Consider the following 24,931-nt stretch of genomic DNA (forward strand, 5'->3'; position numbering starts at 1 on the left):
ATCTACGAGGCAACTATGACGATCAAGGTTGGTATCAACGGCTTCGGCCGCATTGGCCGCAACGTGCTGCGCTCCGCAGTGCAAAACTTCTCCGACATCGAAATCGTCGGCATCAACGACCTGCTGGAGCCGGACTACCTGGCCTACATGCTGAAGTACGACAGCGTGCACGGTCGTTTCGACGGTGAAGTTTCTGTCGAAGGCAACACCCTGGTCGTCAACGGCAAGAAGATCCGCCTGACCCAAGAGCGCGATCCCGCCAACCTGAAGTGGAACGAAGTCGGCGCCGACATCGTGATCGAGTCCACCGGCCTGTTCCTGACCAAGGAAACCGCCCAGAAGCACATCGACGCCGGTGCCAAGAAGGTCATCCTGTCCGCTCCTTCCAAGGACGACACCCCCATGTTCGTGTTCGGCGTGAACCACGGCACCTACAAGGGCGAAGCCATCATCTCCAACGCTTCGTGCACCACCAACTGCCTGGCTCCCGTGGCCAAGGTGCTCAACGACAAGTGGGGCATCAAGCGCGGCCTGATGACCACCGTGCACGCAGCGACTGCCACGCAAAAGACCGTGGACGGCCCTTCCAACAAGGACTGGCGCGGCGGCCGAGGCATTCTGGAAAACATCATCCCCTCCAGCACTGGCGCTGCCAAGGCCGTGGGCGTTGTGATCCCCGAGCTGAACAAGAAGCTGACCGGCATGTCCTTCCGCGTGCCTACGTCTGACGTGTCCGTGGTCGACCTGACCGTGGAGCTGAACAGCGAAGCCACCTACGAAGAAATCTGCGCCGAAATGAAGGCCCAGTCCCAAGGCGCCCTGAAGGGCGTGCTGGGTTACACCGAAGACAAGGTCGTCGCCACCGACTTCCGCGGCGAGACCTGCACCTCCGTGTTCGATGCCGAAGCCGGTATCGCCCTGGACAAGACCTTTGTGAAGGTCGTGTCCTGGTACGACAACGAGTGGGGCTATTCCAACAAGTGCCTGGAAATGGTGCGCGTGGTGGCCAAGTAATCTTCAAAAATTACCTGCAAAAACAGGCTCAATCGCTTATCAGATAAGCGCTGAAAGCTATTAAAAAGCCAGCATGGGACGCCATGCTGGCTTTTTTTCGCCCCGCAAGACCGGAGTCGGCCGGAGCATGTCTCGGATACATTTGTAACGCGCAGCCGCCACCAACACCCAAGGGCATGAAGCGCTGCCACTTCCTCAGACTAAGCCGCCATGTTTATTGCGATTCCTCTTGAGAACAAGCCTTCCTGGCGCTCACCGCCCTGGATGACGGTGCTGCTCATCATCATCAACTGCGTGATCTTCTGGGGCTGGCAGGCCCCCGAGGAAGATGCCGTGGAAAAAGCGGCCCGGCAATATGCCCAGACCGCCTTGCCAACGCTGGAGCTGCCACCGTTCCTGGCCTATCTTGAGGAGCAATCCGCCCAGGGCAGCAAGCGTTTTGACCGGCACACGCTGCAGGCAGTACGAAAGCTCTATCAGCACAAGGCCTATGCCCAGCTCTATGCGCTGCTGTGGCAGGAAAAGAAATTCCGCCAGCGCCTGCTGGACGGCCAGGTCATCACCGCCAGCCACCCACGCCATGCGCAATGGCAAGCTGCGCGTGCCGCCTTTGCGCCCCATGAGCCGCGCGGCAGCTTTACCGAGCGCTGGTCCATGAGCTATGAGAACGGCGCCGGCTGGCAGCCCCTGCAGGCCTTCACCTCCACCTTCCTGCATGGCAGCACCAGTCATTTGCTGGGCAATATGGTGTTTCTGTTCCTGTTCGGCTTCACCCTGGAGCTGGCTTTGGGGGCCTTCACCTATCTGGCCTTCTATGTGATCGGCGGCATCGGCGCCTCGCTGTTCGCACTGATGTTCTACGCCGGCATGGGCGGTTACGGCCTAGGGGCATCGGGTGCGATTTCGGCCCTCATGGCCATGTATGCGGTGATGTACCGCATGCGGCGCATCCGCTTCTTCTACATGCTGCTGTTCTACTTCAACTACGCAAGCTGGCCAGCCCTGATCATGCTGCCGGTCTGGATGGGCGTGGAGCTGCTGCAGCATCTTCTGGGTGGCAAGCAGGTGGCCTATATGGCGCACTTTGGCGGTCTGCTGACGGGCGCCCTGCTGATGTGGGGCTATATGCGTCTGCAGACCGTCGCGGCGCCGGTCAACGAAGAAGAGCAGGCACTGGCCGCCGCCCGGCCGCTGGCCGAGGCAGTGGCCCGTGCCCAGCGCCATACCGATGCGCTGGCATTTGACCGCGCCGCTCCGGCCTGGCGCGAAGCGGCACGTCTGGCCCCCTCGGATCTGGCCATTCTGCGGGCCTGGTTTGAAAGCTCTCGCCATCAGCCCGCCAGCGAGGACTTTCATGCAGCGGCGCGACGTATCTTCAAGCTGCCGGCCACCACGGACGCCGAACGCCAGCTGCAACTGGCCAGCTATCGCAGCTATCAGCAGCGCGCACAGCCCGCAACGCGCATAAGCGCCGACACCATGCATGGACTGGTGCGCAGCTTCGTGCGCCTGGGAGCCCTGCCCGAGGCCGAAAAACTATGCCGCAGCCTGCACAAGCTGGCAGATCACCCCCAATGGCCGGCAAGCTTGCTGCTGCTGGTCAACGGCCTGGCCCAGGCCGGACGTGTGCAGGAGGCCAAAGCCTGGCTGCCCCTGCTGCAGCAATCGGCTCCTGAGGAAGCTCTCACGCGCTGGCTGGCACAACAGCACTAGCCAGCGTCGAGTCACGCTCAGATCTTGGCCTCAAGCTCCTGCAGCTCCTCACGCAGCACCCACTGCGCCTCCTTGGTGCTCTCGTGGTCGGGAAAGAGCTGCTTCATGCGCATGTAAACGGCCACCCCCTGCATGGGCTGCTCCACGCCCTGCTTGTAGGCGCGCACCATCAACTCCAGCATGAACGGAATCAGACTGCTGCTGGCGAAGCGCTTCTCAAAATCCTTGGCCAGGATCAAAACATACCTGGGCTTGCCGGCCTTCCAGGCCTGCTGCGCCAACTCGTAACTGAGCTGGGCCGAATCGAGCTTGAAGTCCGGCTTGCGCTTGACGCAGCTCACCCAGGCCTCCAGGGCCTCGCTGGCGCGCTGCTGGGCGAGCAGCATGGGAATGAAGCGCTGGCCCAGCTCCACCAGGGCATCCGCGCGTTCGGTCAGCTTGAGCACCCGGAAGTAACGGCGGCAATCGGGCAGGCTCTCATAGTCCTCCCGCTGCCATTCGCGCGCCTGATTCACGGCCTCGTCCATCTTGTTGTCCTGCACCAGCCTGGCCACCAGCGCATCGCGACGCCTGGCCTCCAGGGCCGCAGGGTCGATCTGCACGGTCGCAGGCCCCTCGGGCGCTTGCACGGGGTCGATATCCAGTGCCGCATGGTGCTGGTACATGACATAGCCGATCATGGCCGCCATCACCCAGCTGAAATAAATCATCACAAAGCTCACCAGGGGCAGCACCAATCCGGGTGCCGCAACCTTGAGCAGCATCGCCAGGACCATGGGCGAGCCCTGCTGCAGCAGAAACAGGAAAAAGCACAGCAGCAGATAGGACTTGCCGATACCGAAAATCGTCGCCAGCAGCTCGAACGGATTAACGGCCGAGCTCAGGCTATTGGTATTGATCAGCACCATCCAGGTGGCAGGAATCAGGAAGGCCACCAGAAGATTGGCAACCACGCCCAAGCTCAGGCTGCGGGTCGCCATAAAGCCCACGAATATCCCGAAAACGACGAGTACCCCGAAGAATTTCCAGGGCAGCCATTTCCAGTCCTCATCGACCTGACTGGATCGGAAATCGGAGCTATGGGTAATTCCACGAGATGCCAGCGCCGAAACCTTGAATGCATAACGGCTGACTGCCAGCATCAAGCCCAGACCCACAAACAAGGCTCCAATCCACCCGAACATCAAGCCATAACTGCATGCCGACAACAGCAATGCATAGAGCAAAGGCTCGGTCTGCAGAGGAAACAGAAAAAAGCTATTGAGCTTTTGCCAGAACGGAGGGATTTTCCAGTCGGAAGAATCACCTTTTTGGTGAACACCACGTATCGAATTCAATGCCTGCTCTCCCACTCTCGGTTTGATGAATCATCTGCAAGCCCGCTTGCAGTGACCTAATCCGCTCTGTTATTGCCCGATTTTTCTTTGAAATCGGGTCATTGCGGAATTCTGCGGTAGAAATTCGCCCTGAATCCAAATACCGATAAACAGCCGGCATATTGCTTTTTTCGCTTGCCAAAAACCCCGTAAATGCTTTTGCAGTCATGCTTGCTGGCCAAGCAGCCTTGACCTGATAACGGATATGACTGCAAGGATTGCAGGCAGCGCTTAAAGTGGCCCAGGTTTTATGGAGAAGCAGCGAATGATTCACAGCGCACACGCACAAAGCAGCCCCACCCCGTATCGCATCACTCTGACCGATGCCCAAGGCCATGTCTGGCATGCCGATGAACCCGTGAATGATGGCGGCGCCGACACCGCGCCCAACCCCATGCAGCTCATGCTCTCGGCCCTGGGAGCCTGCACGGCCATCACCCTGCATATGTACGCGGGTCGCAAGCAGTGGCCGCTAAGCCATGTCGATGTGGATCTGCAACTCAACCCCGATGGCAAGCCCGCAGATGCCAACCAGATCACGCGCAGCATCACCTTGCATGGCGAGCTGGACGACGAGCAGCGCCAGCGCCTGCTGCAGATTGCCAATGCCTGCCCCGTGCACAAACTGCTGGAAGGCAAGGTTTCGATCCCTACCGCCTTGACCGAAGCCGCACAGGCATGAAAAAAGGCACCTCACGCCGGACACTGCGTGGTGCTCGCCTCCTCCGGGAGGGATGCTTTTCATCCTGGGGGACTGCCCGGCGATAAAAAAGCCCTGCAGTCACCTGCAGGGCTTTGGTCGCTGTGGTGTGTAACTTGATTACACCGTCACCTCCAGCGCACCGACTTCCACATAGTGTTCGAACTCACGTTTGGCCAGCGATGCGGTCTCGGGCTGCTGGTCCTCGGGGTCGACCCAGGACAGCACATAGCTGGCGATGGCGGTATCGACCTTCATCTCTATGCCCATGGGAATCTGCTCGGACGGACCATCTCCGACACGATGCTCCACCTTGCCAGTGACGCGAGCGGCAAAGTGCTCGGGATACAGCTGGATCTCGATTGCCGAGATCTGGTTGCCTTGAGTGCTGTGTTCGTTCATGTTTATTCCTCCTGCAGTTGTTAGGTCGCTGCGCACGAATTGCGCCACGTGAAAGCCTCTGCTAGCGGCCTACGCCTTAACTTAGCCGACTCCTGGCGGAGTCCTTGTCAGCCTATTGGCTGAATCCTCACAGTGATGTAACTGCGTGCAAGGCGTTGCTGCATTCTGCCGTCTGATTGCGCGAATACCGCATATCCCTGACACTCGAATCTCTTCGCCGTCAGGATTTGTCATGAGTGAATCAAAGAACTTACAACGTCTACCCACCCGTATAGCCGATGTTGGCGGCATCCCCATCCACCGTGCCATTCCTCAGGCCGCGCTGCGCAAAGTAGGGGCCTGGTGCTTCCTCGACCACGCCGGCCCGGCCGTCCCCCCTCCACCCGGCATGCAGGTCGGGCCCCATCCTCATATCGGCCTGCAAACTTTCACCTGGATGATCGAGGGCGAGGTACTGCACCGCGACAGCCTGGGCAGCGAGCAAATCATCCGCCCCGGCCAGGTCAATCTGATGACGGCCGGCCGCGGCATTGCCCATTCCGAAGAAGCCCAGACACTGGGCGTGCATGCAGCCCAGTTGTGGATTGCCCTGCCCGACAGCCATCGCAATACTGCACCCCGCTTCCAGCATTATCCCGACCTGCCCAAGACCGAGATCGGCGACTTTGCCGTGACCGTGCTGGCCGGTGAAGCCCTCGGTCTGGCGGCCCCCGCAGAAGTCCACTCCCCGCTGATGGGCGTGGACCTTCTGGCCTGCGGCACAGCCGGCCAAGCGTGCGCCACCATGCCGCTGCGCGCCGACTTCGAGCATGCGGTGATGAGCCTGTCAGGCGAGGTGAAGGTTGAAGGCCAGGTTCTGCCCTCGCAGGAGCTGATTTATCTGCCTGTGGGTACGCGGGAAGTGCAGCTGGAATGCACGCCCGGCAGCCGCCTCATCATCATCGGGGGCGAACCCATGGATGAAGCCATCTTGCTGTGGTGGAACTTTGTGGCCCGCACCACCGAAGAGATGCAACAGGCCCAGCAGCAATGGGAGGCAGAGGCGGCCACTGATGCGGAACTCGTCAACGGCCAGCCACGCCGTTTTGGCAAGCCCGTGGCCTCGCCTCTGAAGTCGCTGCACTCTCCCTCACTGGCTGGCGTCAGCCTGCGCGCCTCCAGATAATCCTGCCGGCGCTTATTCAATTCGCACCAATTTGGTGCGAATTGAATTTTCCAAAAAGAAAAATAAAAGCATCTTTGCAAGTTTTGATAGCTTTTGAACGCTTTTAGCGGCAATGCACTCTCCTCAAGAGAAGGCGACCCGGACGTTATGCATGAAACGTTTGGACTCATGCATGTCAAGCTTTCATAATCGAGCCAACGCCCTGGCCACGAGAATGCGACCGCCGCTTTTCGTCCGGGGCGTTGCCACGTCCTGCCCAACTCAACTTTGCAAAGAAAGCCGATCAATGCGTCAAGAACATGACTTCATTGGCATCAAAACCATCCCTCCCGACGCGTACTGGGGCGTTCATTCCGCACGCGCAGTGGAAAACTTCCCCATCACCGGTCATTCGGTCGCGCACATGCCCGAGCTGATCCGCGCGTTTGCCTTTGTCAAAAAGGCAGCGGCCCAAGCCAATCTGCAGTTTGGCGCCATCAATCTCAAACAAGCCACTGCCATCTCCCAAGCCTGTGATGATCTGATTTCCGGCCAGCTGCACGAGCAGTTTGTGGTCGATGTGATCCAGGGCGGCGCTGGCACCTCCACGAATATGAACGCCAATGAGGTGATCGCCAACCGTGCACTCGAGCACCTGGGATTGCCCAAAGGCACTTACGACGTGATCCATCCCAACGATCATGTCAATGCGTCGCAGTCCACCAACGACTCCTACCCCACGGCCGTCAAGCTCGCCACCTACGCTGGCATTCAGAAGCTGTTGATCGCCCTGGCCGAGCTGCGCTCTGCTTTCGAAGCCAAGGCCGGCGAATTCGCCCACATCCTGAAAATCGGCCGCACACAATTACAAGATGCCGTACCCATGACTCTGGGCCAGGAGTTTTCGGCTTTTGCAGCCATGATCGCCGACGATGAAAAGCGTCTGCGCGAGTCTGCCTATCTGATGACCGAAGTGAATATGGGTGGCACGGCCATCGGCACCGGCATCAATGCCCCCGTGGGCTACACCGATGCCGTGGTCAAGGCACTGGCGGAAATCTCGGGCGTACCCGTGGTCAGGGCGGTAGACCTGATCGCCGCCACCGGCGACACCGGCGCCTTTGCCGACATTTCCGGTATCTTGAAGCGTGTTGCAGTCAAGCTATCCAAGATCAGCAATGACCTGCGCTTGCTCTCCTCGGGCCCTCAAGCAGGTGTGGCAGACATCAAGCTGCCGGCACGCCAGGCCGGCTCGTCCATCATGCCCGGCAAGGTGAACCCTGTGATCCCCGAGGTGATGAACCAGGTCTGCTTCGAGGTGATAGGCAACGATGCCGCCATCACCATGGCCGTGGAAGCCGGCCAGTTGCAGCTCAACGCCTTCGAGCCGCTGATGGCCTGGGCTCTGCACAAGAGCCTGAGCCACCTGAGCAGCGCCTGCAAGACGCTGCAAGTCAACTGCGTGGAAGGCATTGTGGCCAATGAAGCGCTGCTGGATTTCCGCATTGCCGAGTCGGTGACGCTGGTGACGGCGCTGAACCCCCTGATCGGCTACGAAAAGGCCGCCAAGATTGCCAAGACCGCCATCGCCAACGGCAAGCAGATTGCCGTAGTGGCGGAAGAACTGGGCATCATGAGCCGGGCCGAAATGAACAAGCTGCTGGTCGCCGACAAACTGACCCAGGCCGGCGCATTGACCGCCGCATAGGCACACTCTTTATCGACAATGCAAAAGGGCATGTTCGCCATGAACATGCCCTTTTTAGTCGATATGGTTTTAATAGCTTGCTACGCCTGTATTCAAAGGGCAGGAAGCCAAAAACACTTCATACTCAAGCCACTGCGGCATTCTCGTCACTGGGATCATCCACGCCGCGTACGCTTTCACGCAGATTTTTGTCCTTGAGCTTGCCAAGATCGGTCTCCACCGCTCGCTTGAGCTTTTCGATCGCGGCGCTGAAGGCCTCCTTGACCTTTTCGGCTTCTGCATTCACTGCAATGGGGGGGCGACCTGTGGCCCGGGTCTCGAGCACACAGCGTTTGCCTGGGCCGCCCGTGGTCTTGAGGGCATCAACGCCCGTGAGGAAGACCTCCACACGCACCACATACTCCTTCAGGCGGGCCAGCTTGGCATTGATCTCCTCCTGCGCCCATTGAGCCAGAGACTCTCCACCCTGGATGGAATCGTCGGCATGAACCTGTACTTGCATGCAAATCCTCCTAGTCACCAAATGCCGCAACCGCTGCGGCGAAATCTGTAGGGGTGCCATAAAGGCAGGCGAAAACATCGTAACGCCAGAACCTTGTTCTGCCCATCGGGGCTTGTTACGCCAGCAAAGGACAGGGGCTTTGACCATTGTGGAGGCAGCTTCGCCCTGATTTGAAAGAGATAGCAACAAGGGTAGTCTCTACGAGCTTTGCCCTTGAGCCAAAGCAAAAAATGCTGCCCGGTGATTTGCAAAAAGTAAGCGTTCTTACGCCTCGGCCCGTCAGTTAATGCCAGCCTTCGATTCAGGCTCGGCCACAAAGCCGATGCGCGTCAGGCCTGCTGCGTGGGCCCAGCCCATGACCTGTACCACGCGACCGTAGGGAACGCTGGTGTCGGCGCGCAGCTGCACCTCGGCCTGAGGATTGCGCCGCCCCAGCTCTTCCAGTTGCTGCTGCACTGCCGCATCGTCCGTCACGGCACCCTGAATCCAGATTTCGCCGGCAGGGCTGACCTCAACCATCAAGGCATCGCTCTTGCTCACGGCAGCCTGCTGTAGTACGGCCTGCGCCTTGGGCAGTTGCACTCGCAAGGTGGCGGCCAGCATGGGAGCAGCCAGAATGAAGATCACCACCAGCACCAGCATCACATCCACCAGCGGCGTGACATTGATGGTGCTGATTGGAGTTTGTGCCCCCTCACGGCGGCTCATGCGACCGAATGCCATGACGTCATCCTTTATGAAGCATCCACTCCGAACTGGGCATGCAGATCATGGGCAAACCCCTCCAGCACAGCCTCCAGCTGGCTGGCCGAACGCCCCAGCAGGTTATAGGCCAGCACAGCAGGCAAAGCGACGGCCAGACCGGCGGCCGTCATGACCAGGGCTTCACCCACAGGCCCAGCAAGCTGAGCGATATCGACCTGCCCGCTGCCCGCCAGCGTTCCCAGCGCATGGTGAATGCCCCAGACCGTACCCAACAGACCCACAAACGGTGCCGTTGCACCGATGGTGGCGAGCAAGGTCTGACCCCACTGCAGCTGGACGGATGCCTGGCCCAGAGCCTCACGCAGGCTGCGCAAAAGCCGCTGCCCCTGCGCCGCGCTTTGTGCCAGAGAGCCTTGCGCAGCCATTGCGCCCTGCTCCACGGCATCGGCCATGGCCTGCACCAGCCCCTGTCTATCCAGCGCCTTGACCTGCGCCGCAGCCTGGACCAGATCGGGCATCTGCCAGAACGCAGCCACGGCCTGCGGCACGCTGCGGCGCGCTACGGCCATAAACCAGAGCTTGTAGAGGATGACCACCCAGCTGAGCACTGACATCAGCAGCATCAAGGCCGCCGTGGCCCATGTGACCGCATCGCCCTCTGCCAGCCAATGCCACATTCCTGCAGACATATCTCACCTCGCTCCCAGAAACAGCAAGGGGCCGTCACGGCCCCTTTTGCAAATGCGCGGTCAGCGCAGCTTCAGCACATCGTACATATCGTACTGGCCGGTCTTCTTGTCGGCCAGATAGCCCACGGCGCGCAGACTGCCGTTGGCATAGCCTGCACGGCTGCTGGACTTGTGCGAGATCTCGATGCGCTCGCCCGTACCTGCAAACAGTACGGTGTGGTCGCCAACGATATCGCCGCCGCGCACGGTGGCAAAGCCAATGGTGTCTGCCTTGCGCTCGCCCGTGTAGCCAAAGCGTTCATACACGGCTCGGTCGGCCAGCTTGGTGCCCTGGGCTTGGGCAATCACCTCGCCCATCTTCAGGGCCGTGCCCGAGGGTGCGTCGACCTTGTGCTTGTGGTGGGCTTCGACGATTTCGATGTCATAGCCGCCTTGCTGCAAGGCCTTGGCCGCCATTTCCAGCAGCTTGAAGGTCACGTTCACACCCACGCTCATATTGGGGGAGAAAACGATGGAAGTTCTTTGGGCAAACTCGGCGATCTGCGCCTTTTGCTCATCCGAGAAGCCCGTGGTGCCGATGACCACGCCCACACCCAGATCGGCCGCCACGGCCAGGTGCTCCATGGTGCCTTCGGGGCGCGTGAAGTCGATCAGGCAGTCTGCTTTTGACAGGGCTGCGCGCACATCGCTTTCGATCTTCAGCCCGCTGGGCTTACCCAGGAATGCAGAAGGATCGGTGCCGATGCAAGGGCTGTCGGCGCGGTCCAGTGCCGCAGCCAGCACGCAGTCGCTGCTGTTCAGAATCGCTTCGATCAGCATATGGCCCATGCGGCCGGAGGCACCCGCCACAGCAACGCGCTGAGGGGAGGAGGAAAGGGTGGTGGATGCGGTCATGGCGCTATCACTCGATCAAATGAAAGACGGCAGGATCGCATCCACGCCGTCATAAAAAGAGAGCATCCACCGCTTTCTGCAAGCGGGGAACAACCTGTTGTGATGCTTAACGCGATTCCAGTGATGGATAGCTGGTGGCGGCGGGCGGCAGATTGGCAGCAGCCTGCTCGGCTTCGGCGTTATTGCGTGCGGGGTATTTGGCCAGTTGGGCTTCGCTGGCTTCCAGCTGCGGAACCTTGGGTGTGCCCTTCATGCCTTTGAGGCTGGCCACGAACTCGGACTCGGAAGGCATCTCGTCACCTTCGGCGCGCGCAAAGGCATCGCCATTGAAGAAGACGGTGAGCTTGCGGATCTGCGACTCCACGCCGGGGCGATTGATGGTGAACACGTATTCCCAGCGATCGCCGTGGAACACGCTGGTCACCAGGGGGGTGCCCAGGATGTCGCGAATCTGCTGACGGCTCATGCCGGGCTGCAAGGCCTCGACCTGCTCCTTGGACACGAAGTTGCCCTGCACGACATCGACTTTGTAGGGAGTGACGGCATTGGCGACACGGTGCGCGGCGCCATCGATACTGTTGCAGCCGGCCAGTGCCGCTGCGATTGCCAACGTCAGGGCCAGACCTGAGCGGCTACGGGCTTGAACATGCATGGGTAATGGCATAGGGATATGATCGGGTTCATTGTAGCGGCAGGCCCCGGAGGCACTTGGAGATTCCCTTTATCCGCGTGTAAAGCTTCTTCAAACAAGTGATTCCAGCCTTCCATGTGCCCGTAGTCCACCAAGAGATACCGACATGAAAAATATTGATGAACTCAAAAGCACGGGCCTCAAAGCCACTTTGCCGCGTCTGAAAATCCTGGAAATCTTCCAGAAGGGTGCCCAGCGCCACATGACTGCCGAAGACGTGTTCCGCGTGCTGCTGGACGAGCGCTCGGATATTGGCCTGGCCACCGTTTACCGCGTGCTGACCCAGTTCGAGCAGGCCGGCATCCTGATCCGCAGCAACTTCGAAAGCGGCAAGGCCGTCTATGAGCTCAACGAAGGCCAGCACCACGACCACTTCGTCTGCACCAGCTGCGGCAAGGTCGAGGAGTTCTATGACGCCGAGATCGAGAAGCGCCAGAACCTGATCGCCAAGGAAAAGGGCTGGGTGATCCAGGATCACTCCATGGCGCTCTATGGCCAGTGCGCCGAGTGCGCCACACGCGCCGCCAAGTAAGGACTCGGCGCGGAGCCCCGGGGCAGGACATGCAGATGTCTTGCCCTTTTTACATTTGGAGAGGACTTCTTTACATAGTTCCGCCAGGCCTCAAGCCAATATCAAGCCGGACTTGCTTATGCTGCAGTCATTCCCGCGTTTGAGGAGGTCTGGCCCATGCGGCTGCTGCACTTTTCCCCTACCAAGACCCTGCTCAGCCTGGCTGCTGTCGCCCTGACCGCCTGCGCACCGCTGGCCCCCTCATCGGGCCGCCCCAGCCCCGAGATGCTGCAGACGCTGAGCAGCAGCGCACTGCCCGACAAGCCCAGCGCGCTGCAAAGCCAGCAATGGCTGGACCGGGTCACCTGGGGCGCCACCGACCATGATGCGGCCCGGCTGCAGCAGCAGGGCCTGAAGCGCTGGCTGGCCGCCCAGCTCAGCCCGTCATCCGAGCCCATGCCGGCCGAGGTGCAGCAGCACATCGACGCCCTGGGCATCAGCCAGAAGCCCATGACGCAGATCCAGCGCGAGATTGCCGAGCAGCGCCTGGCGATTCGCAACAGCCAGAGCGCCGAGGAAGCCGCCAAACTGCGCAGCGAGCTGCAGCGCCAGCTCAATCAGCTGGGTGCAGAAGCCCAGAAACGCCAGATCTGGCGCGCGCTCTACTCGCCCCACCAGTTGCAGGAGCAGATGACATGGTTCTGGATGAACCACTTCAACGTCAGTACCCGCAAGGGCGATGTACGCCTGTGGGTGGCTGACTACGAGGAGCGCGCCATTCGCCCCCATGCGTTGGGCAAGTTTCGCGAGCTGCTGACTGCCAGCATGCGCCATCCGGCCATGCTGCTGTATCTGGACAACGCAAGCAATGCCGCCGGCCGTATCAACGAGAACTATGCGCGCGAACTGCTGGAGCTGCACACCATGGGCGTGGGCAGCGGCTACACCCAGGCCGACGTGCAGGCCATGGCCCATGTGCTGACCGGAGTGGGCTTCAGCAACCGGGAGGCCGACGCTCCGCCGCCCAAGCTGCGCCCCGAACGTCAGGGTGACTATGTGCGCCATGGTTTCTTCGAATTCAACCCCAACCGCCACGACTACACACCCCAGGTCTTGCTCGGCAAGCCGCTGGAAAAAAGCGGCCTGGCCCAGGTCAACGAGGCCGTAGACCGCATAGTGGCTTCGCCAGTCACCGCACGCTTCATCGCACGCAAGCTGTCCGTCTATTTTCTCGGCGACAAGCCGCCCCCGTCCGTGGTCGAGCACACGGCCCAGGCCTTCGAGCGCAGTCATGGCGATATTGCCGCCACGCTGGCGGCCCTGCTGAGCGACCCTCAGGCTCAGCAATTCGGCCAGGGCTTCAAGGACCCGGTCCACTATGTGCTGGGCGCCACACGCCTGGCCTACGACCAGCGCGTGGCCAGCGATGTGGGGCCGGTACAGAACTGGCTCAATCAGTTGGGCCAGCCGCTGTACGGCCACGAAACCCCCGACGGCTACCCTCTGGCCCAGTCGGACTGGTCCAGCTCCGGCCAGATGAATGCCCGTTTCGATGTGGCAAGACAAATTGGCAGCCGCGGCGCGCTGCTGTTCCGCAACAGCCCGCAGCAGCCTCTGGAGAAGCCGCCGTATCCCGAACTGGATAAGCGCAGCAGCGTCCAGGCGCGCCTGCCGACACTGGGTGCCGCCACACGCACCGCGCTGGCCCAGGCCAGGAACCCGGCGGACTGGAACAGCTTTTTCCTCTCCGCCCCCGAAATGATGTACCGCTAAGGAGGGCAGCCATGCAAAGACGTCAATTTCTCAGCCTCGGCGCTGCCCTGCCGCTGCTCTGCCAGCTGGGCCAAGGTCTGGCCGCGCCCTTGCAAAGCGCCTCGCCCCGTTTTCTGCTGGTCTTCCTGCGCGGCGCCTACGACAGCAACAGCCTGCTGGTGCCAACCCATAGCGACTTCTACTATCAGGCCAGGCCCAGCATCGCCATAGCGCGCCCGGGATCGGCCGACGGGGCACTGGCCCTGACACCTCAATGGGGACTGCATCCCGCGCTGCAAAGCACTCTGCTGCCGCTGTACGAACAGGGTCAGGCCTGTTTTGTGCCGTTTGCGGGCAGCAACGACCTCTCGCGCAGCCATTTCGAAACCCAGGACTCGATCGAGCTGGGCCAGCCCCAGGAAGGAGGCAAGAGCTATCAGAGCGGCTTTCTGAACCGGCTGACCCGGGTGCTGCAAACCGACAGCCAGAGCCGGACCGGCCTCAGCCCCATGGCGTTCACCGCCCAGTTGCCGCTGTGCCTGCGCGGCAGTGCCCAGGTGGCGAACATGGCGCTGGCCTCCGTGCGCAAGACGGCCGTGGACGAACAGCGCAGCCAGATCATTGCCTCCATGTACCAGGGCTCGAGCCTGGAAGCCCCGGTGCGCGAAGGCTTTGCGGTGCAGCGTGCCGTGCAGCGCAGCATGCAGGAGGAAATGGACCAGGCCGGGCGCAATGCCATCAGTGCCAAGGGTTTCAGCCTGGTAGCCCAGCGCATGGCCCACCTGATGCGCGAGCAGTTCGACCTGGGCTTTGTCGATATCGGAGGCTGGGACACCCATGTCAATCAGGGCGCCGCCAGCGGCAATCTGGCCAACCGGCTCAGCGATCTGAGCCAGGGCCTGGCGACGTTCGCCGAGTCCATGGGAGCCGATGTCTGGCGCCATACCGTGGTGGCAGTGATCAGCGAGTTCGGCCGCACTTTCCGCGAAAACGGCAACAAGGGCACGGATCACGGCCATGGCACGGCTTACTGGTTTCTCGGCGGCGGCCTGTCGGCCCAGGCCGGCGGCAGGGTGCTGGGCGAGCAGATCGAAGTCACCGAAAAAGCGCTGTTCCAGAACCGCGACTACCCCGTGCTCAACGAATACCGCTCCCTGCTCGGCGGCCTGTTTGCCCGCATGTACGGCTTGAACGCATCGCAGCTTCAGCAGATCTTTCCGGCCTCGCAGCCCGGCAGGCTGCAGCTGGTCTAGAACGACTCGCCGCTTTCCATGGCGCGACGGTGGCGCATCACGAATTCCTGGTAGGTGTCGATGCCGCGCAGCTGCAGGATGGCATTGCGCACCGCGGCTTCCACCAGCACGGCGATGTTTCGGCCCGCCACCACCTGAATCACGACCTTGCGCACGGGCACGCCCAGCACATCCTGGGTCAGCGGCTCGGCGGGCAGGCGTTCGTATTCGCGCTCCATGGTTTCCTTGCGCACCAGATGCACGATGAGCTTGAGCCGCATCTTGCGGCGCACAGCCGTCTCGCCAAAGATGGCGCGAATATCGAGCAGGCCGATGCCGCGCACCTCAAGCAGGTTCTGCAGCAGCTCGGGGCATTTGCCTTCAACCGTGGTCTGGTTGATGCGATACAGGTCCACCGCGTCGTCGGCCACCAAGCCATTGCCGCGCGTGACCAGCTCCAGCCCCAGTTCGCTCTTGCCCAGGCCCGATTCGCCCGTGATCAGCACGCCCATGCCCAAAATATCCATGAACACGCCGTGCATGGTGATGCGATCGGCGAAATGCTTGGACAGATAGGCACGCAGCACGTCGATGACGAAGGCCGACTGCTCCTTGGTGGAGAACAGAGGGATATGCGCGCGCTCGCACATGGAGATCAGCTCGTCAGGCGCATCCTGGCCGTCGGCCAGCACCAGCACCGGCGGCTCCAGCGTGACGATGCGGGCGATGCGGCGCAGGCAGTCCTGGGAGGTGGCATTGGTCAGGTAAGCGATTTCACGCTCGCCCAGCACCTGCAGCCGGTAGGGGTGGATGTAGTTGAGATAGCCCACCAGATCGGCACCCGAACGCGCCGAGCGCACGGCCATTTCGTCGAAGCGGCGCTCGGAGGCGCCCAGCCCCGCTATCCACTGCCAGCGCAGGCTGGAGTTGCGAAATGCCTCGAACAGTACGTCGGCACTGATGGCGCTGGGTCTCATGGCAAGGCCCTGTCAGTCAAAAAGAAGGGCCAGGACTCAGGCCTGGGAGGTGATGGAAGACTGCCAGTTGTCGATCATGCCGTGCAGCTGCTGCGCATCGGTGGACGACTTCAGACGCTCTCGCAACTGGCTGTCGCTGAGCAACTCGGCGATCTCGGAGAGAATTTCCAGATGCTTTTGCGTCGCCGCCTCGGGCACCAGCAGGAAGATCAGCAGGCCGACCGGCTGCTCATCAGGCGCATCGAAGCCGATGGGGTTGGCGAGTTGGAACACTGCCGCCATGGGAGCCGTCAGGCCCTTGATGCGGCCATGGGGAATGGCAACTCCATGCCCCAGACCGGTAGAGCCCAGGCGTTCGCGTGCGAACAGGCTATCGGTAATCAGGGCACGAGACAGACCATGCAAGCTCTCAAAGAGCAAACCCGCTTCCTCGAAAGCGCGTTTCTTGCTGGTGACATCAACGCTCACAAGCACTTGAGCGGCGGGAAGGATAGAAGCTAGGCGATTCATGGTGTGATCAACAATTATGCACCGCAGCGCTGAAAACCGTGGGGAAACCCTGATCACCATCAAAAACCGCCCCGTAGGGCGGCGCTTTTAGCGTTGTAACAAGGCGACAGCCCTGCAACAAACCGGCGCAAACGCTGGGTTTACGCCTCGCTTTCATCAACCTGACACCTGCGCCAGCTGCAAGCCCCCGGAATCCAGTCGCTTGGCTGTGGCACGCGGGCCTTGCTGACGAGTCTTGTAGCGCATCACCACACGGTCGAGTTTGTCGGCCAGGGCGTCCACGGCGGCATAGAGGTCGAAATGCTGCGTCTCCACGAACAAGTCTTGCCCTTTAACGCGCACCGTGCAACCGGCGCGCTGTCGTTTGTCTTTTTCCTTTTGCTTGTGGACTGTGAGCAGTACCTTCACGTCCACAACCTGATCGAAGTGCCTGAGAATGCGTTCCAGCTTGGCCATGACATAGCTGCGCAGCGAGGGAGTGACCTCCAGGTGATGCCCGCTAATCGTCAAATTCATAACAAAACACTCCTTAGCTCTCGGTGAAATCACTGCGGTTTCACAGCGCCTGATGGCTGTGCCGCAGCCTGGCAGTTCGGAATGCGCATTCGTCTTTGCTGTGAATCCACTATGCGCCCGCCCCACGCCAAAGGCAACGAAATGACCGTGATAGCGCAGGCTCGCCAGGGGCCTTGTTTGACGGTTTGATGACAGCCGGTTTTGCCGCCACAATGAGTGGCTTTGACCCGTATGCAAGGGATACGCCTGCATGCTCCAGGGCCTCGATCGCAGCAGGCACGCACTGGCAAAGACCGTGACCGTCCAAACCCCTGCCTGCGCCATTAAAATCGCGTTTTTACGCAGCCGCCTCTCGGGCCTGCGACGCTGGCAGCCCCTTGGGCTTTCAGGCGCCTGCTGACCGACTGCACGCCTGAATTGCCTGACAGCCCCTATCTCGACCATGACCACCCAGCCCTCCGCCCTGCATACCTCCAACATTGCCTCGCTGCCCCTGCTCGCGCGCGGCAAGGTCCGCGACAACTACGCCGTGGGCGATGACCGCATCCTGATGGTGGCCTCCGACCGCCTGTCCGCCTTTGACGTGATCATGGGCGAGCCCATCCCTGGCAAGGGCGTGCTGCTGACGCAGATGGCGCTGTTCTGGTTCGACAAGCTGGGCCATATCTGCCCCAACCACCTGACCGGCGAAGCGCCCGAATCCGTGGTCAAGCCCGAGGAAGTCAAGCAGGTCGAGGGCCGCTCCATGCTGGTCAAGCGCCTCAAGCCCGTGCTGATCGAGGCCGTGGTGCGCGGCTACCTGGCCGGCAGCGGCTGGAAGGAATATCAGGAATCGCAATCGGTCTGCGGCGTGAAGCTGCCCGCCGGCCTGACCAATGCCGCCAAGCTGCCCGAGCCCATCTACACCCCTGCGGCCAAGGCCGAAATGGGTGACCACGACGAGAACATCACCTACGAACGCACCGTGGAGATGGTGGGCGAGCAGCTGGCAGCCCAGATCCGCGACACCGCCATCCGCATCTACAAGGAAGCGGCCGAGATCGCTCTGACCAAGGGCATGATCATTGCCGACACCAAGTTCGAGTTCGGCCTGACCGAAGACGGCACCCTGGTGCTGATGGACGAGGTGCTGACCCCCGACAGCTCGCGCTACTGGCCTGTGGAAGGCTACGAGGACGCGCTGGCCAAGGGCGAGAACCCCCCCAGCTACGACAAGCAGTTCGTGCGCGACTGGCTGGAGCAGGCGCAGGTCAACGGCAAGGTCTGGGACAAGAAGGCTCCCGCGCCCCGCCTGCCCAAGGAAGTGATCGACAGGACGGCGGCCAAGTACCGCGAAGCGCTGGATCGCCTGACCGCCTGAGCGATCGGTCCCCTGGACACAAAAGGCCCCCGGAACAGAAATCCGGGGGCCTTTTTTTTGATAGCTGCTTGCGCTTATAGACAAAGGATTTCAGCTTGAAATAATGCTGAAATCCTTTGTAAGCATGCGCTTGCAGCTATGTTTTTAGTGGTGGTGACCGTGGCCGCCGTGCACGTGCTTGTGGGCAATTTCTTCTTCGGAGGCCTCACGCACTTCGTTGACCACCGCGCTGAAGCGCAGCGCGAAACCGGCCAGAGGGTGGTTGCCGTCCAGCAGCACCACGGGGCCCTTGATCTTCACCACGTTGTAGATCTGGGGCAGGCCCTGGTCGTTGGTGCCGCGCAGCTGGCCGCCCACCTTCACGCCCGCAGGGAACTCGCCCTTGGGGATGGTGCGCTTGAGGCTTTCGTCGCGCTCGCCGAAGGCGTCCGCCACAGCCAGATCCACGGTCACGGTATCGCCTTTTTGCTTGCCATCCAGAGCGGCTTCGACCTTGGCGAAGATGTTGTCATAGCCGCCGTGCAGATAGGCCACATCGCCCTTGTCCAGCAGTTTGACGGCCACGCCGCCCGCGAGCAGCTCGTGAATCTTGTAGTTGATGGTGACGGCAGTGTCTTTGGTGATGTTCATGACGATGGATTTCGAGTGGGGCGGTGCCTGAACCCGAGTCATGCACCGCACAAAGCTGCCATTGTCGGCGACTCGGGCTATTCCAGTGTCACGCCCGTGGCCTTAACCACGCCGCGCCATTTGTCCACATCAGCGCGGATCTGCTGCGCAAAGGCCTCGGGCCTGCTGGCCACGGGCTCGGCGCCCAGGCTGCGCAGCTGCCGGGTCACCTCAGGGTCGCGCACGGCCTGGGCAACTGCCGTCTGCAGCGTGTCGAGCACCGCCTTGGGCGTTCCCGCCGGAGCCAGCAGGCCGAACCAGCCCGAGACCTCGTAGCCGGGCACGCTTTCGGCGACGGTGGGGATGTCTGCCGCCCCGGGCCAGCGCTGTGCCGTGGTCACGGCCAGCGCCCGCAGCTTGCCGCTGCGCACAAAGGCGATGGTGGACGGCAGGTTGTCGAAGCCTGCCTGTATCTGCCCGCCCATGAGATCGGTGAGCATGGGCGATGCGCCCTTGTAAGGCACATGGGTCATGTCCACGCCGGCCATCATCTTGAGCAGCTCGGCGCTCATGTGCGGAGAGCCGCCGGGGCTGGTCGAGCCGAAGTTGATCTGCCCGGGCCTGGCCTTGGCCAGCGCCAGCAACTCGCCCAGGGTGCGCGCGGGAACGCTGGGATGGACCACGATGATGTTGGGCGTGCTGGCCACCACGGTGACGGGCGCGAAGTCCTTGACGGCGTCATAGGGCAGGTTTTTCTGCAGCGCCGAGTTGATGCCGTGCGAGCTGGCCGTTCCCATGACCAGGGTGTAGCCGTCGGCGGCGGCCTGGGCCACGGCAACCGAGCCTATGGCACCGCTGGCGCCGGCCCGGTTCTCGACGACGAAAGGCTGACGCAGCCGCTCGGACAGCTGGGCCGCCGCCAGCCGCGCGATGATGTCCGTGGTGCCTCCTGCCGGATAGGGCACGATGATGCGCACGGGCTTGGCGGGATAGGCCGGGGCCTGCGCGAAGGCGACGGCCGTGCAGGCCGCCATGGCCAGCGCGGCAGCCAGGGCGCGAAACAGATGCGAGGTCATTGCGGTGTCTCCTGGTGGTGTTTTTTGGAATATGCGGCAGATGCCCGTACTGGATGTCGGTGCCAGTTCAGCCCGGCGCACGGTTGCGCAGCAGCGGCACCAGCGCTGCGGGCACGAGCAGCTCGAAGCCCAGGATGGCCGCCGACAGCGCCTTGCCGTAGTTGTCCACCGACAGGCTGCGCGAGACGCCGCCGCCCAGCGCACCGTGCGCCACGAAGTTCAGCGCGTGCAGGTTATCGGCCTCGTAGCGCAGCACCTCGCCGGTAATGGCCCGGCCATGAAAGGCCTTGAAGCGTTCGGCGCTCAGCTGCTGCTTGAGCAGCGCATAGAGCTCGGGCTCGTAGGCAAACACGGCGATGTTGGAAGTATTGCCCTTGTCGCCCGAGCGCGTGTGCGCCACCCGCTCCAGCGGCACCCGGATGTCCTGGTTCATGTCCTGCATGCTTTGCTCTCCTGCTCAGCTCGTGAAGTAGTCGATATGCGCCGTCACCTGCTCGCGCGGCACCAGCGAGGACCACACGCCTATCACCTCGCGCGTGCGCTCCTGATGCGGCACGCGCTTGCCGGTGTGGGCAATCCCCGAGACCGCCATGCCGTCCACTTCCCGCCCCACCTTGACCGCCTCCTCGCGTGAACGGGTACGAGCCGCCACGCGCACGGCCACTTCATAGGGCTCGGGCGCATCCGCCGGCGTGGCAGCGCCATGCACGGCATTCAGGCCGAGGAAGTCGATGCGCACCTCTTCAGCATCGAGCTTCACGATGCGCAAGCGCTCCTCCAGGATGCGCCTGGCCAGCTGGGCGCGGCGCAGCGCGCCGGGGCCGGCGTAGAAGAACATGTCCTCGCCGATGAAGCCCTCGGTGCATCCCATGGAGACCTTGAGCGTGGGCGTGCGCGGCTTGCCAGTGAGACCCGTCACGCGCACGCGGTCCGGCGCCAGCTGCTCGATGCGGGCCTGTGTGAAGTCGACCACCACATCGGGCGTGATGTAGTTGGCGGGGTCGTGCACCTCGTAGAGCATCTGCTCCTTGACTGTCTGCAAGCTGATCATGCCGCCCGTGCCGTCCACCTTGGACAGGGTCACGCCGCCTTCGGCATCGACCTCGGCGATGGGAAAGGCCAGGTTCCAGGGCTCAGGCACGTCCTTGAGGCCCGGATCGGCAAAATACCCCCCGGTGACCTGGGCCCCGCACTCCATCAGATGGCCTATCGCACTGCCGGCTCCCACGCGCTCATGGTCCAGCAGGTCCCAGCCGAACTCATGCACCATGGGGGCCAGGAACAGCGAAGGGTCGGCCACCCGGCCCGTGACCACGATCTGCGCGCCTTCAGCCAGAGCGTCGACGATGGGGCCGGCCCCGAGATAGGCTTCTGCCGAGATCAGCGAGTGGGCAATGCTCTGCGTGGGCTCGCCGGTCTCCAGGATGGTGGGGGCCAGCGACAGCACGCGGTCGGTGATCAGGCTGCCGCCCACGGCCGCCACCTTGACGCCGGTGATGTCCAGCTCGCGCAGCAGCTCGACGATGCGCTGGGCCGCGCCCTGCGGGTTGATCCAGCCCTGGTTGGAGATGATGCGCGTGCCCTGGCGCATGCATGCTGGCAGCACGGCGCGCATGCGGTCGTCGAGATAGGTGTCGTAGCCCGGAAAGGACGGGTCCCGCCTGGCCCTGACCTGCGCGGCGGAGACCGTGGCCTCGGCCATGGTCTCGAAGCACAGGTAGTCGAGCCGGCCATGCTCGGCGTTGAGCGCCGCGGGCTCGATGCGGTCACCCCACCAGGCGGCTCCCGCGCCTATGCGCAGGATCTTGCTGTCATTCATTGCGCTTGTCTCCGTTGTTCCCCCAGACCTGGGGGCTGAAACCATTCTGTACAGTCGTTTTTCAAGAGACAACGCATGCGCGCGCACAGCGCATGTGAATCAATTTCACAGGGAGCGAAGACCTTAGATGGACCAGTTCGGCGAGATGACGGTATTCCTGCGCGTGATCGAGGAAGGTAGTTTTTCCGGTGCCGGCCGAAGGCTTGGGCTGTCGCCTTCGGCGGTGAGCAAGCTCATCGCGCGCATGGAGGCACGACTTGGCGTGCGGCTGTTCGAGCGGATTGCCGCAGCCATACGCCTCACCCAAGAAGGCGAGCGCTTTCGCATCGCCAGCCAGCGCGTGGTGCAGGCCATGGAGCAGGCCGAGGCCTGTGTGCGCGTGGCCGATGCCGAAATCTCGGGCACGGTGCGCATCCATACGGCGCTGACCACGGCCAAGTACCTGGTGGCGCCGCGCCTGCACCTGCTGCTCGACCGGCATCCGCGCCTGCATCTGGACTTCGTCCTTGGCACGGAACGCGGCGACTTCGTACGCCAGGGCATAGACGTCGCCATCCACAGCGGCAGGCCTACGGAGCAGACGCTGATCGGCCGCCCGCTGATGCTCAGGCCCTGGGTGATAGCCGCGGCTCCGCAGTATCTCGAGCGCTTTGGCCATCCCGAACAACCCGAGGACCTGCTGCAGCACCGCTGCCTGAACTTCACCATACGCACGCAGTGGAACCGCTGGACCTTCCACGAGGAAGGCGGGCTCAAGACCATAGACATCCCCAGCCACATCGGCGCCAACCAGGGCGAGCTGTTGCGCAGCCTGGCATTGCTGGGCCACGGCGTGGTGCGGCTGGCCCACTTCCACATCGCCGCCGACCTGGAGCGCGGAACCCTCGTGCCGCTGCTGCCGCAGTTCCAGGAGCGCAGCGAGGACGACCGCTTCTATCTGCTGTATCCGCGCGGCAGGTCACTGGCACCGCGCGTGCGCGCCGTGGTGGACTTTCTCGCAGGAGAGTTCAGCTGAGCGGGCGTCACCCCAGGCATTGCCGCGCGCAGTCGAGCAGGCTGCGCGCCCAGCGCGCACGGGCCGAGGTGTTGAGCCACAGCAGGCCGACCTTGCGAGCGTCCGGGGCGCGGTCGCCCGTGCCGCCAGACCCGCTACCCGTGCTCCCGTCCGGCAGCGCCAGCGCACACACCTCGCGTCCCTGGGCCAGTACGCTGCCGATGTCGGGCACCAGGCCTACGCCCAGCCCCTGGTCGACCATCATGGCCACGGCCAGGACCGAGTTGAGTTCCATGCGCTCCACGGGGACTATGCCCTGGGCCTTGAGGTAGCGGTCGGCCAGGCGTCCGCCGGCCAGCGCGCGGTCATAGCGCACCAGGGGGCGGCTGCGCAGCAGCGCCAGCGGGTCCTGATGCGCGTCCTCACGGCGGCACAGCACGACCAGGGGTTCGTCGCGCAGCTCGGCCCAGCAGACGGTCTTGGGCAGGTCGAAGGAGGGCTTGAGACAGATCAGCACGTCGAGCTCGGACTGCACCAGGGCGGTGTACAGCTCAGGCGTGAGCCCCGCACGCACGCTGATGCGCACCTGCTCGTGACGGGCCACGAAGGCCTGCAGGACGGCGGGCAGAAAACCGTGCAGGGCCGTGTTCACCGTGCCCAGGCGCAGCTCGCCGCCATCGGCATCGCCCTGCACCCATTCACGCAGACCGTCGAAGTCCTGCAGCAGCCGCTGCCCGCGCTCGAAAAGGCGCTCGCCGGCCGCGGTGGCACGCACGCTGCGGCCATGGCGCACCAGCAGGGCAGCGCCCAGCCCGGTTTCGAGCACGCGCATCTGCTGGGCGATGGCCGAAGGGCTGAGGTCGAGCTGGCGCGCGGCTTCGGACATGGAGCCGGTCTGCACGACGCGCAAGAAATTGTGTATGTACTTGACGTCCATTCCACACATTTTCTTCAAACAAATGCCAGCCGCAAGCCCTGTTTTCCGGCGCTGGCCTGGACCACACTGCGGGCAACGAATTGACAAGGAGACAAGAAAATGCGCGAGTCCGATTTCCTCAGCCGTCGCCACTGGCTGTCCATCGCAACGGCCGGCATGGCGGCCGGCATGGGTACTACCGCCCTGCCCGCCTGGGCCCAGCGTCGCAGCACGCGCATCGTCGTGCCTTTCGCGCCCGGCGGCGGCAACGATGTGCTGGCGCGGCAAATGGCCCACGGCCTCAACGGCTCCATGGGCTACGGCATGATCGTGGAGAACAAGGCCGGTGCGGGCGGCAATCTGGGCACGGAGATGGTGGTGCGCGCTCCCGCCGACGGAAGCATCTTCCTGCTCGGCCATACGGGCACGGTGTCCATCAATCCTTCGCTCTACCCGGGCCTCAAGTTCAATGCCTCCACCGATCTGCAACCGGTAGCCATGTTCGCCTCCTCGGCCTTGCTGCTGGTGGTGCCTGCAGCCTCGCCCGCCAGGAACGTGGCCCAGCTGGCCGAGTTGCTGCGCCGCCGCAGCGGCGAACTCAACTACGCGTCCAGCGGCGCCGGCACGGGCGGTCACCTCACGGGCGAGATGTTCGCCCATGCCCTGGGCGCCAGGGCCATTCATGTGCCGTACAAGGGCACCGCGCCATCGCTGACCGATCTGGTCGGCGGCAATGTGGACTTCAGCTTCGGAGTGATCCCGGCGGCTATGGCCCTGGTCAAGGCCGGCAAGCTGCGCGCCCTGGCCGTGACCGGTGCCAAACGCCAGCCCCAGCTGCCCGATGTGCCTACGGTGGCCGAGTCCGGTGTACCGGCCCTGGCGGATTTCGAGAGCTCGCTGACCTATGGCGTGCTGGCCCCCAAGGGCACGACGCAAGAGACCGTCGGCGCGCTGGGTCGCGACATCCTCAAGGTAGCGGCCTCCAGCAGCTTCCAGTCGCGCCTGGAGGTGGAAGGGGCCGTGCCGCTGCTGGGCGACAGCAAACAATACGCAGCCCGCATCCGCCAGGAAAGCAGCAAGTGGGCAGCGGTGATCAAGGCATCGGGAGCCACGGCCTGAGG

The 24,931-nt window shown here is 62.7% G+C and carries 27 protein-coding genes; 11 read left to right on the forward strand and 16 right to left on the reverse strand.

Features of this window, described 5'->3' with window-relative positions:
- Positions 1–15 precede the first annotated feature (15 nt).
- Positions 16–1,014, forward strand: coding sequence for a type I glyceraldehyde-3-phosphate dehydrogenase (gap, locus tag AC1RTQ_RS16260; protein ID WP_003060372.1), 999 nt, complete (start codon positions 16–18; stop codon positions 1,012–1,014).
- 210 nt (positions 1,015–1,224) lie between these two features.
- Positions 1,225–2,727: a rhomboid family intramembrane serine protease gene (locus tag AC1RTQ_RS16265; RefSeq protein WP_492877237.1), complete on the forward strand. Its 1,503-nt coding sequence runs from the start codon at positions 1,225–1,227 to the stop codon at positions 2,725–2,727.
- A 17-nt stretch (positions 2,728–2,744) separates the two neighbouring features.
- On the opposite strand, the gene AC1RTQ_RS16270 is transcribed toward AC1RTQ_RS16265, so the two are convergent.
- Both AC1RTQ_RS16270 and AC1RTQ_RS16275 read right to left on the reverse strand, forming a co-directional pair.
- Positions 2,745–3,911 (reverse strand): hypothetical protein, encoded by a 1,167-nt coding sequence (locus AC1RTQ_RS16270; RefSeq protein WP_492877239.1) that lies wholly within the window; start codon positions 3,909–3,911, stop codon positions 2,745–2,747.
- A gap of 118 nt (positions 3,912–4,029) precedes the next feature.
- The gene (locus AC1RTQ_RS16275; RefSeq protein ID WP_302092509.1) at positions 4,030–4,272 is read right to left on the reverse strand and encodes a hypothetical protein; all 243 of its coding nucleotides are present in this window, start codon (positions 4,270–4,272) and stop codon (positions 4,030–4,032) included.
- Between the two features lie 96 nt (positions 4,273–4,368).
- Between AC1RTQ_RS16275 and AC1RTQ_RS16280 the strand changes: the two genes are divergently transcribed.
- Complete coding sequence (locus AC1RTQ_RS16280; RefSeq protein ID WP_003072435.1) at positions 4,369–4,785, forward strand: OsmC family protein; 417 nt, start codon at positions 4,369–4,371, stop codon at positions 4,783–4,785.
- A gap of 138 nt (positions 4,786–4,923) precedes the next feature.
- Here the strand turns inward: AC1RTQ_RS16280 and AC1RTQ_RS16285 are convergent, their stop codons facing one another.
- Positions 4,924–5,205, reverse strand: a complete 282-nt coding sequence (locus AC1RTQ_RS16285) for a hypothetical protein (RefSeq protein WP_304351709.1) — start codon at positions 5,203–5,205, stop codon at positions 4,924–4,926.
- 232 nt (positions 5,206–5,437) lie between these two features.
- Between AC1RTQ_RS16285 and AC1RTQ_RS16290 the strand changes: the two genes are divergently transcribed.
- Together AC1RTQ_RS16290 and AC1RTQ_RS16295 are read left to right on the forward strand one after the other, a co-directional pair.
- Positions 5,438–6,370 (forward strand): pirin family protein, encoded by a 933-nt coding sequence (locus AC1RTQ_RS16290; protein WP_492877242.1) that lies wholly within the window; start codon positions 5,438–5,440, stop codon positions 6,368–6,370.
- A gap of 286 nt (positions 6,371–6,656) precedes the next feature.
- The gene (locus tag AC1RTQ_RS16295; protein ID WP_492877244.1) at positions 6,657–8,057 is read left to right on the forward strand and encodes an aspartate ammonia-lyase; all 1,401 of its coding nucleotides are present in this window, start codon (positions 6,657–6,659) and stop codon (positions 8,055–8,057) included.
- 124 nt (positions 8,058–8,181) lie between these two features.
- Here the strand turns inward: AC1RTQ_RS16295 and AC1RTQ_RS16300 are convergent, their stop codons facing one another.
- From AC1RTQ_RS16300 to AC1RTQ_RS16320, 5 genes are all read right to left on the reverse strand, one after another.
- On the reverse strand, positions 8,182–8,559 hold the full coding sequence (locus AC1RTQ_RS16300) for an HPF/RaiA family ribosome-associated protein (protein ID WP_003060358.1): 378 nt from the start codon (positions 8,557–8,559) through the stop codon (positions 8,182–8,184).
- A 279-nt stretch (positions 8,560–8,838) separates the two neighbouring features.
- Positions 8,839–9,282 carry an ExbD/TolR family protein gene (locus AC1RTQ_RS16305; protein WP_492877246.1) on the reverse strand — a complete coding sequence of 148 codons (444 nt, stop codon included), beginning with the start codon at positions 9,280–9,282 and terminating at the stop codon, positions 8,839–8,841.
- 11 nt (positions 9,283–9,293) lie between these two features.
- On the reverse strand, positions 9,294–9,953 hold the full coding sequence (locus AC1RTQ_RS16310) for a MotA/TolQ/ExbB proton channel family protein (RefSeq protein WP_492877248.1): 660 nt from the start codon (positions 9,951–9,953) through the stop codon (positions 9,294–9,296).
- Positions 9,954–10,013: 60 nt separating this feature from the next.
- Positions 10,014–10,847 (reverse strand): 4-hydroxy-tetrahydrodipicolinate reductase, encoded by an 834-nt coding sequence (gene dapB / locus AC1RTQ_RS16315; protein ID WP_492877250.1) that lies wholly within the window; start codon positions 10,845–10,847, stop codon positions 10,014–10,016.
- Positions 10,848–10,953: 106 nt separating this feature from the next.
- On the reverse strand, positions 10,954–11,499 hold the full coding sequence (locus AC1RTQ_RS16320; protein WP_304351707.1) for an outer membrane protein assembly factor BamE: 546 nt from the start codon (positions 11,497–11,499) through the stop codon (positions 10,954–10,956).
- 145 nt (positions 11,500–11,644) lie between these two features.
- Between AC1RTQ_RS16320 and fur the strand changes: the two genes are divergently transcribed.
- The 3 genes from fur (at position 11,645) to AC1RTQ_RS16335 (ending at position 15,054) form a co-directional block, all read left to right on the forward strand.
- Positions 11,645–12,070, forward strand: a complete 426-nt coding sequence (fur, locus tag AC1RTQ_RS16325; protein WP_003060349.1) for a ferric iron uptake transcriptional regulator — start codon at positions 11,645–11,647, stop codon at positions 12,068–12,070.
- A 156-nt stretch (positions 12,071–12,226) separates the two neighbouring features.
- Positions 12,227–13,822, forward strand: a complete 1,596-nt coding sequence (locus AC1RTQ_RS16330; RefSeq protein WP_492877253.1) for a DUF1800 domain-containing protein — start codon at positions 12,227–12,229, stop codon at positions 13,820–13,822.
- 11 nt (positions 13,823–13,833) lie between these two features.
- Positions 13,834–15,054, forward strand: coding sequence for a DUF1501 domain-containing protein (locus tag AC1RTQ_RS16335; RefSeq protein WP_492877255.1), 1,221 nt, complete (start codon positions 13,834–13,836; stop codon positions 15,052–15,054).
- On the opposite strand, the gene hprK is transcribed toward AC1RTQ_RS16335, so the two are convergent.
- The 3 genes from hprK to hpf all read right to left on the reverse strand — a co-directional run bounded on the left by hprK (position 15,051) and on the right by hpf (position 17,036).
- Positions 15,051–16,010, reverse strand: coding sequence for an HPr(Ser) kinase/phosphatase (gene hprK / locus AC1RTQ_RS16340; RefSeq protein ID WP_003060345.1), 960 nt, complete (start codon positions 16,008–16,010; stop codon positions 15,051–15,053). The genes AC1RTQ_RS16335 and hprK overlap by 4 nt on opposite strands.
- Before the next feature lie 36 nt (positions 16,011–16,046).
- Positions 16,047–16,520 (reverse strand): PTS sugar transporter subunit IIA, encoded by a 474-nt coding sequence (locus tag AC1RTQ_RS16345; RefSeq protein ID WP_302092519.1) that lies wholly within the window; start codon positions 16,518–16,520, stop codon positions 16,047–16,049.
- A 156-nt stretch (positions 16,521–16,676) separates the two neighbouring features.
- Complete coding sequence (gene hpf / locus AC1RTQ_RS16350) at positions 16,677–17,036, reverse strand: ribosome hibernation-promoting factor, HPF/YfiA family (RefSeq protein WP_034374682.1); 360 nt, start codon at positions 17,034–17,036, stop codon at positions 16,677–16,679.
- Positions 17,037–17,478: 442 nt separating this feature from the next.
- Here hpf and AC1RTQ_RS16355 point away from each other — a divergent pair, with 442 nt between their 5' ends.
- Positions 17,479–18,396, forward strand: coding sequence for a phosphoribosylaminoimidazolesuccinocarboxamide synthase (locus tag AC1RTQ_RS16355; RefSeq protein WP_302092520.1), 918 nt, complete (start codon positions 17,479–17,481; stop codon positions 18,394–18,396).
- A 144-nt stretch (positions 18,397–18,540) separates the two neighbouring features.
- Here the strand turns inward: AC1RTQ_RS16355 and AC1RTQ_RS16360 are convergent, their stop codons facing one another.
- The 4 genes from AC1RTQ_RS16360 to AC1RTQ_RS16375 form a co-directional block, all read right to left on the reverse strand.
- Positions 18,541–19,026: an FKBP-type peptidyl-prolyl cis-trans isomerase gene (locus AC1RTQ_RS16360; protein WP_304351703.1), complete on the reverse strand. Its 486-nt coding sequence runs from the start codon at positions 19,024–19,026 to the stop codon at positions 18,541–18,543.
- 77 nt (positions 19,027–19,103) lie between these two features.
- Positions 19,104–20,081, reverse strand: a complete 978-nt coding sequence (locus AC1RTQ_RS16365; protein ID WP_492877259.1) for a Bug family tripartite tricarboxylate transporter substrate binding protein — start codon at positions 20,079–20,081, stop codon at positions 19,104–19,106.
- A 67-nt stretch (positions 20,082–20,148) separates the two neighbouring features.
- A complete protein-coding gene (locus AC1RTQ_RS16370) occupies positions 20,149–20,523 on the reverse strand; it encodes an AtuA-related protein (protein ID WP_492877261.1) in 375 nt (124 codons plus the stop codon).
- A gap of 15 nt (positions 20,524–20,538) precedes the next feature.
- Complete coding sequence (locus tag AC1RTQ_RS16375) at positions 20,539–21,900, reverse strand: acyclic terpene utilization AtuA family protein (RefSeq protein WP_492877263.1); 1,362 nt, start codon at positions 21,898–21,900, stop codon at positions 20,539–20,541.
- Positions 21,901–22,027: 127 nt separating this feature from the next.
- Here AC1RTQ_RS16375 and AC1RTQ_RS16380 point away from each other — a divergent pair, with 127 nt between their 5' ends.
- The gene (locus AC1RTQ_RS16380; protein ID WP_304351701.1) at positions 22,028–22,915 is read left to right on the forward strand and encodes a LysR family transcriptional regulator; all 888 of its coding nucleotides are present in this window, start codon (positions 22,028–22,030) and stop codon (positions 22,913–22,915) included.
- Positions 22,916–22,922: 7 nt separating this feature from the next.
- On the opposite strand, the gene AC1RTQ_RS16385 is transcribed toward AC1RTQ_RS16380, so the two are convergent.
- Positions 22,923–23,831 (reverse strand): LysR family transcriptional regulator, encoded by a 909-nt coding sequence (locus AC1RTQ_RS16385; RefSeq protein ID WP_419145823.1) that lies wholly within the window; start codon positions 23,829–23,831, stop codon positions 22,923–22,925.
- Between the two features lie 99 nt (positions 23,832–23,930).
- Here AC1RTQ_RS16385 and AC1RTQ_RS16390 point away from each other — a divergent pair, with 99 nt between their 5' ends.
- Positions 23,931–24,929, forward strand: a complete 999-nt coding sequence (locus AC1RTQ_RS16390) for a Bug family tripartite tricarboxylate transporter substrate binding protein (protein ID WP_492877266.1) — start codon at positions 23,931–23,933, stop codon at positions 24,927–24,929.
- The last annotated feature ends 2 nt before the right edge of the window (positions 24,930–24,931 follow it).

The organism is Comamonas sp. GW821-FHT11H03, from assembly GCF_058807955.1.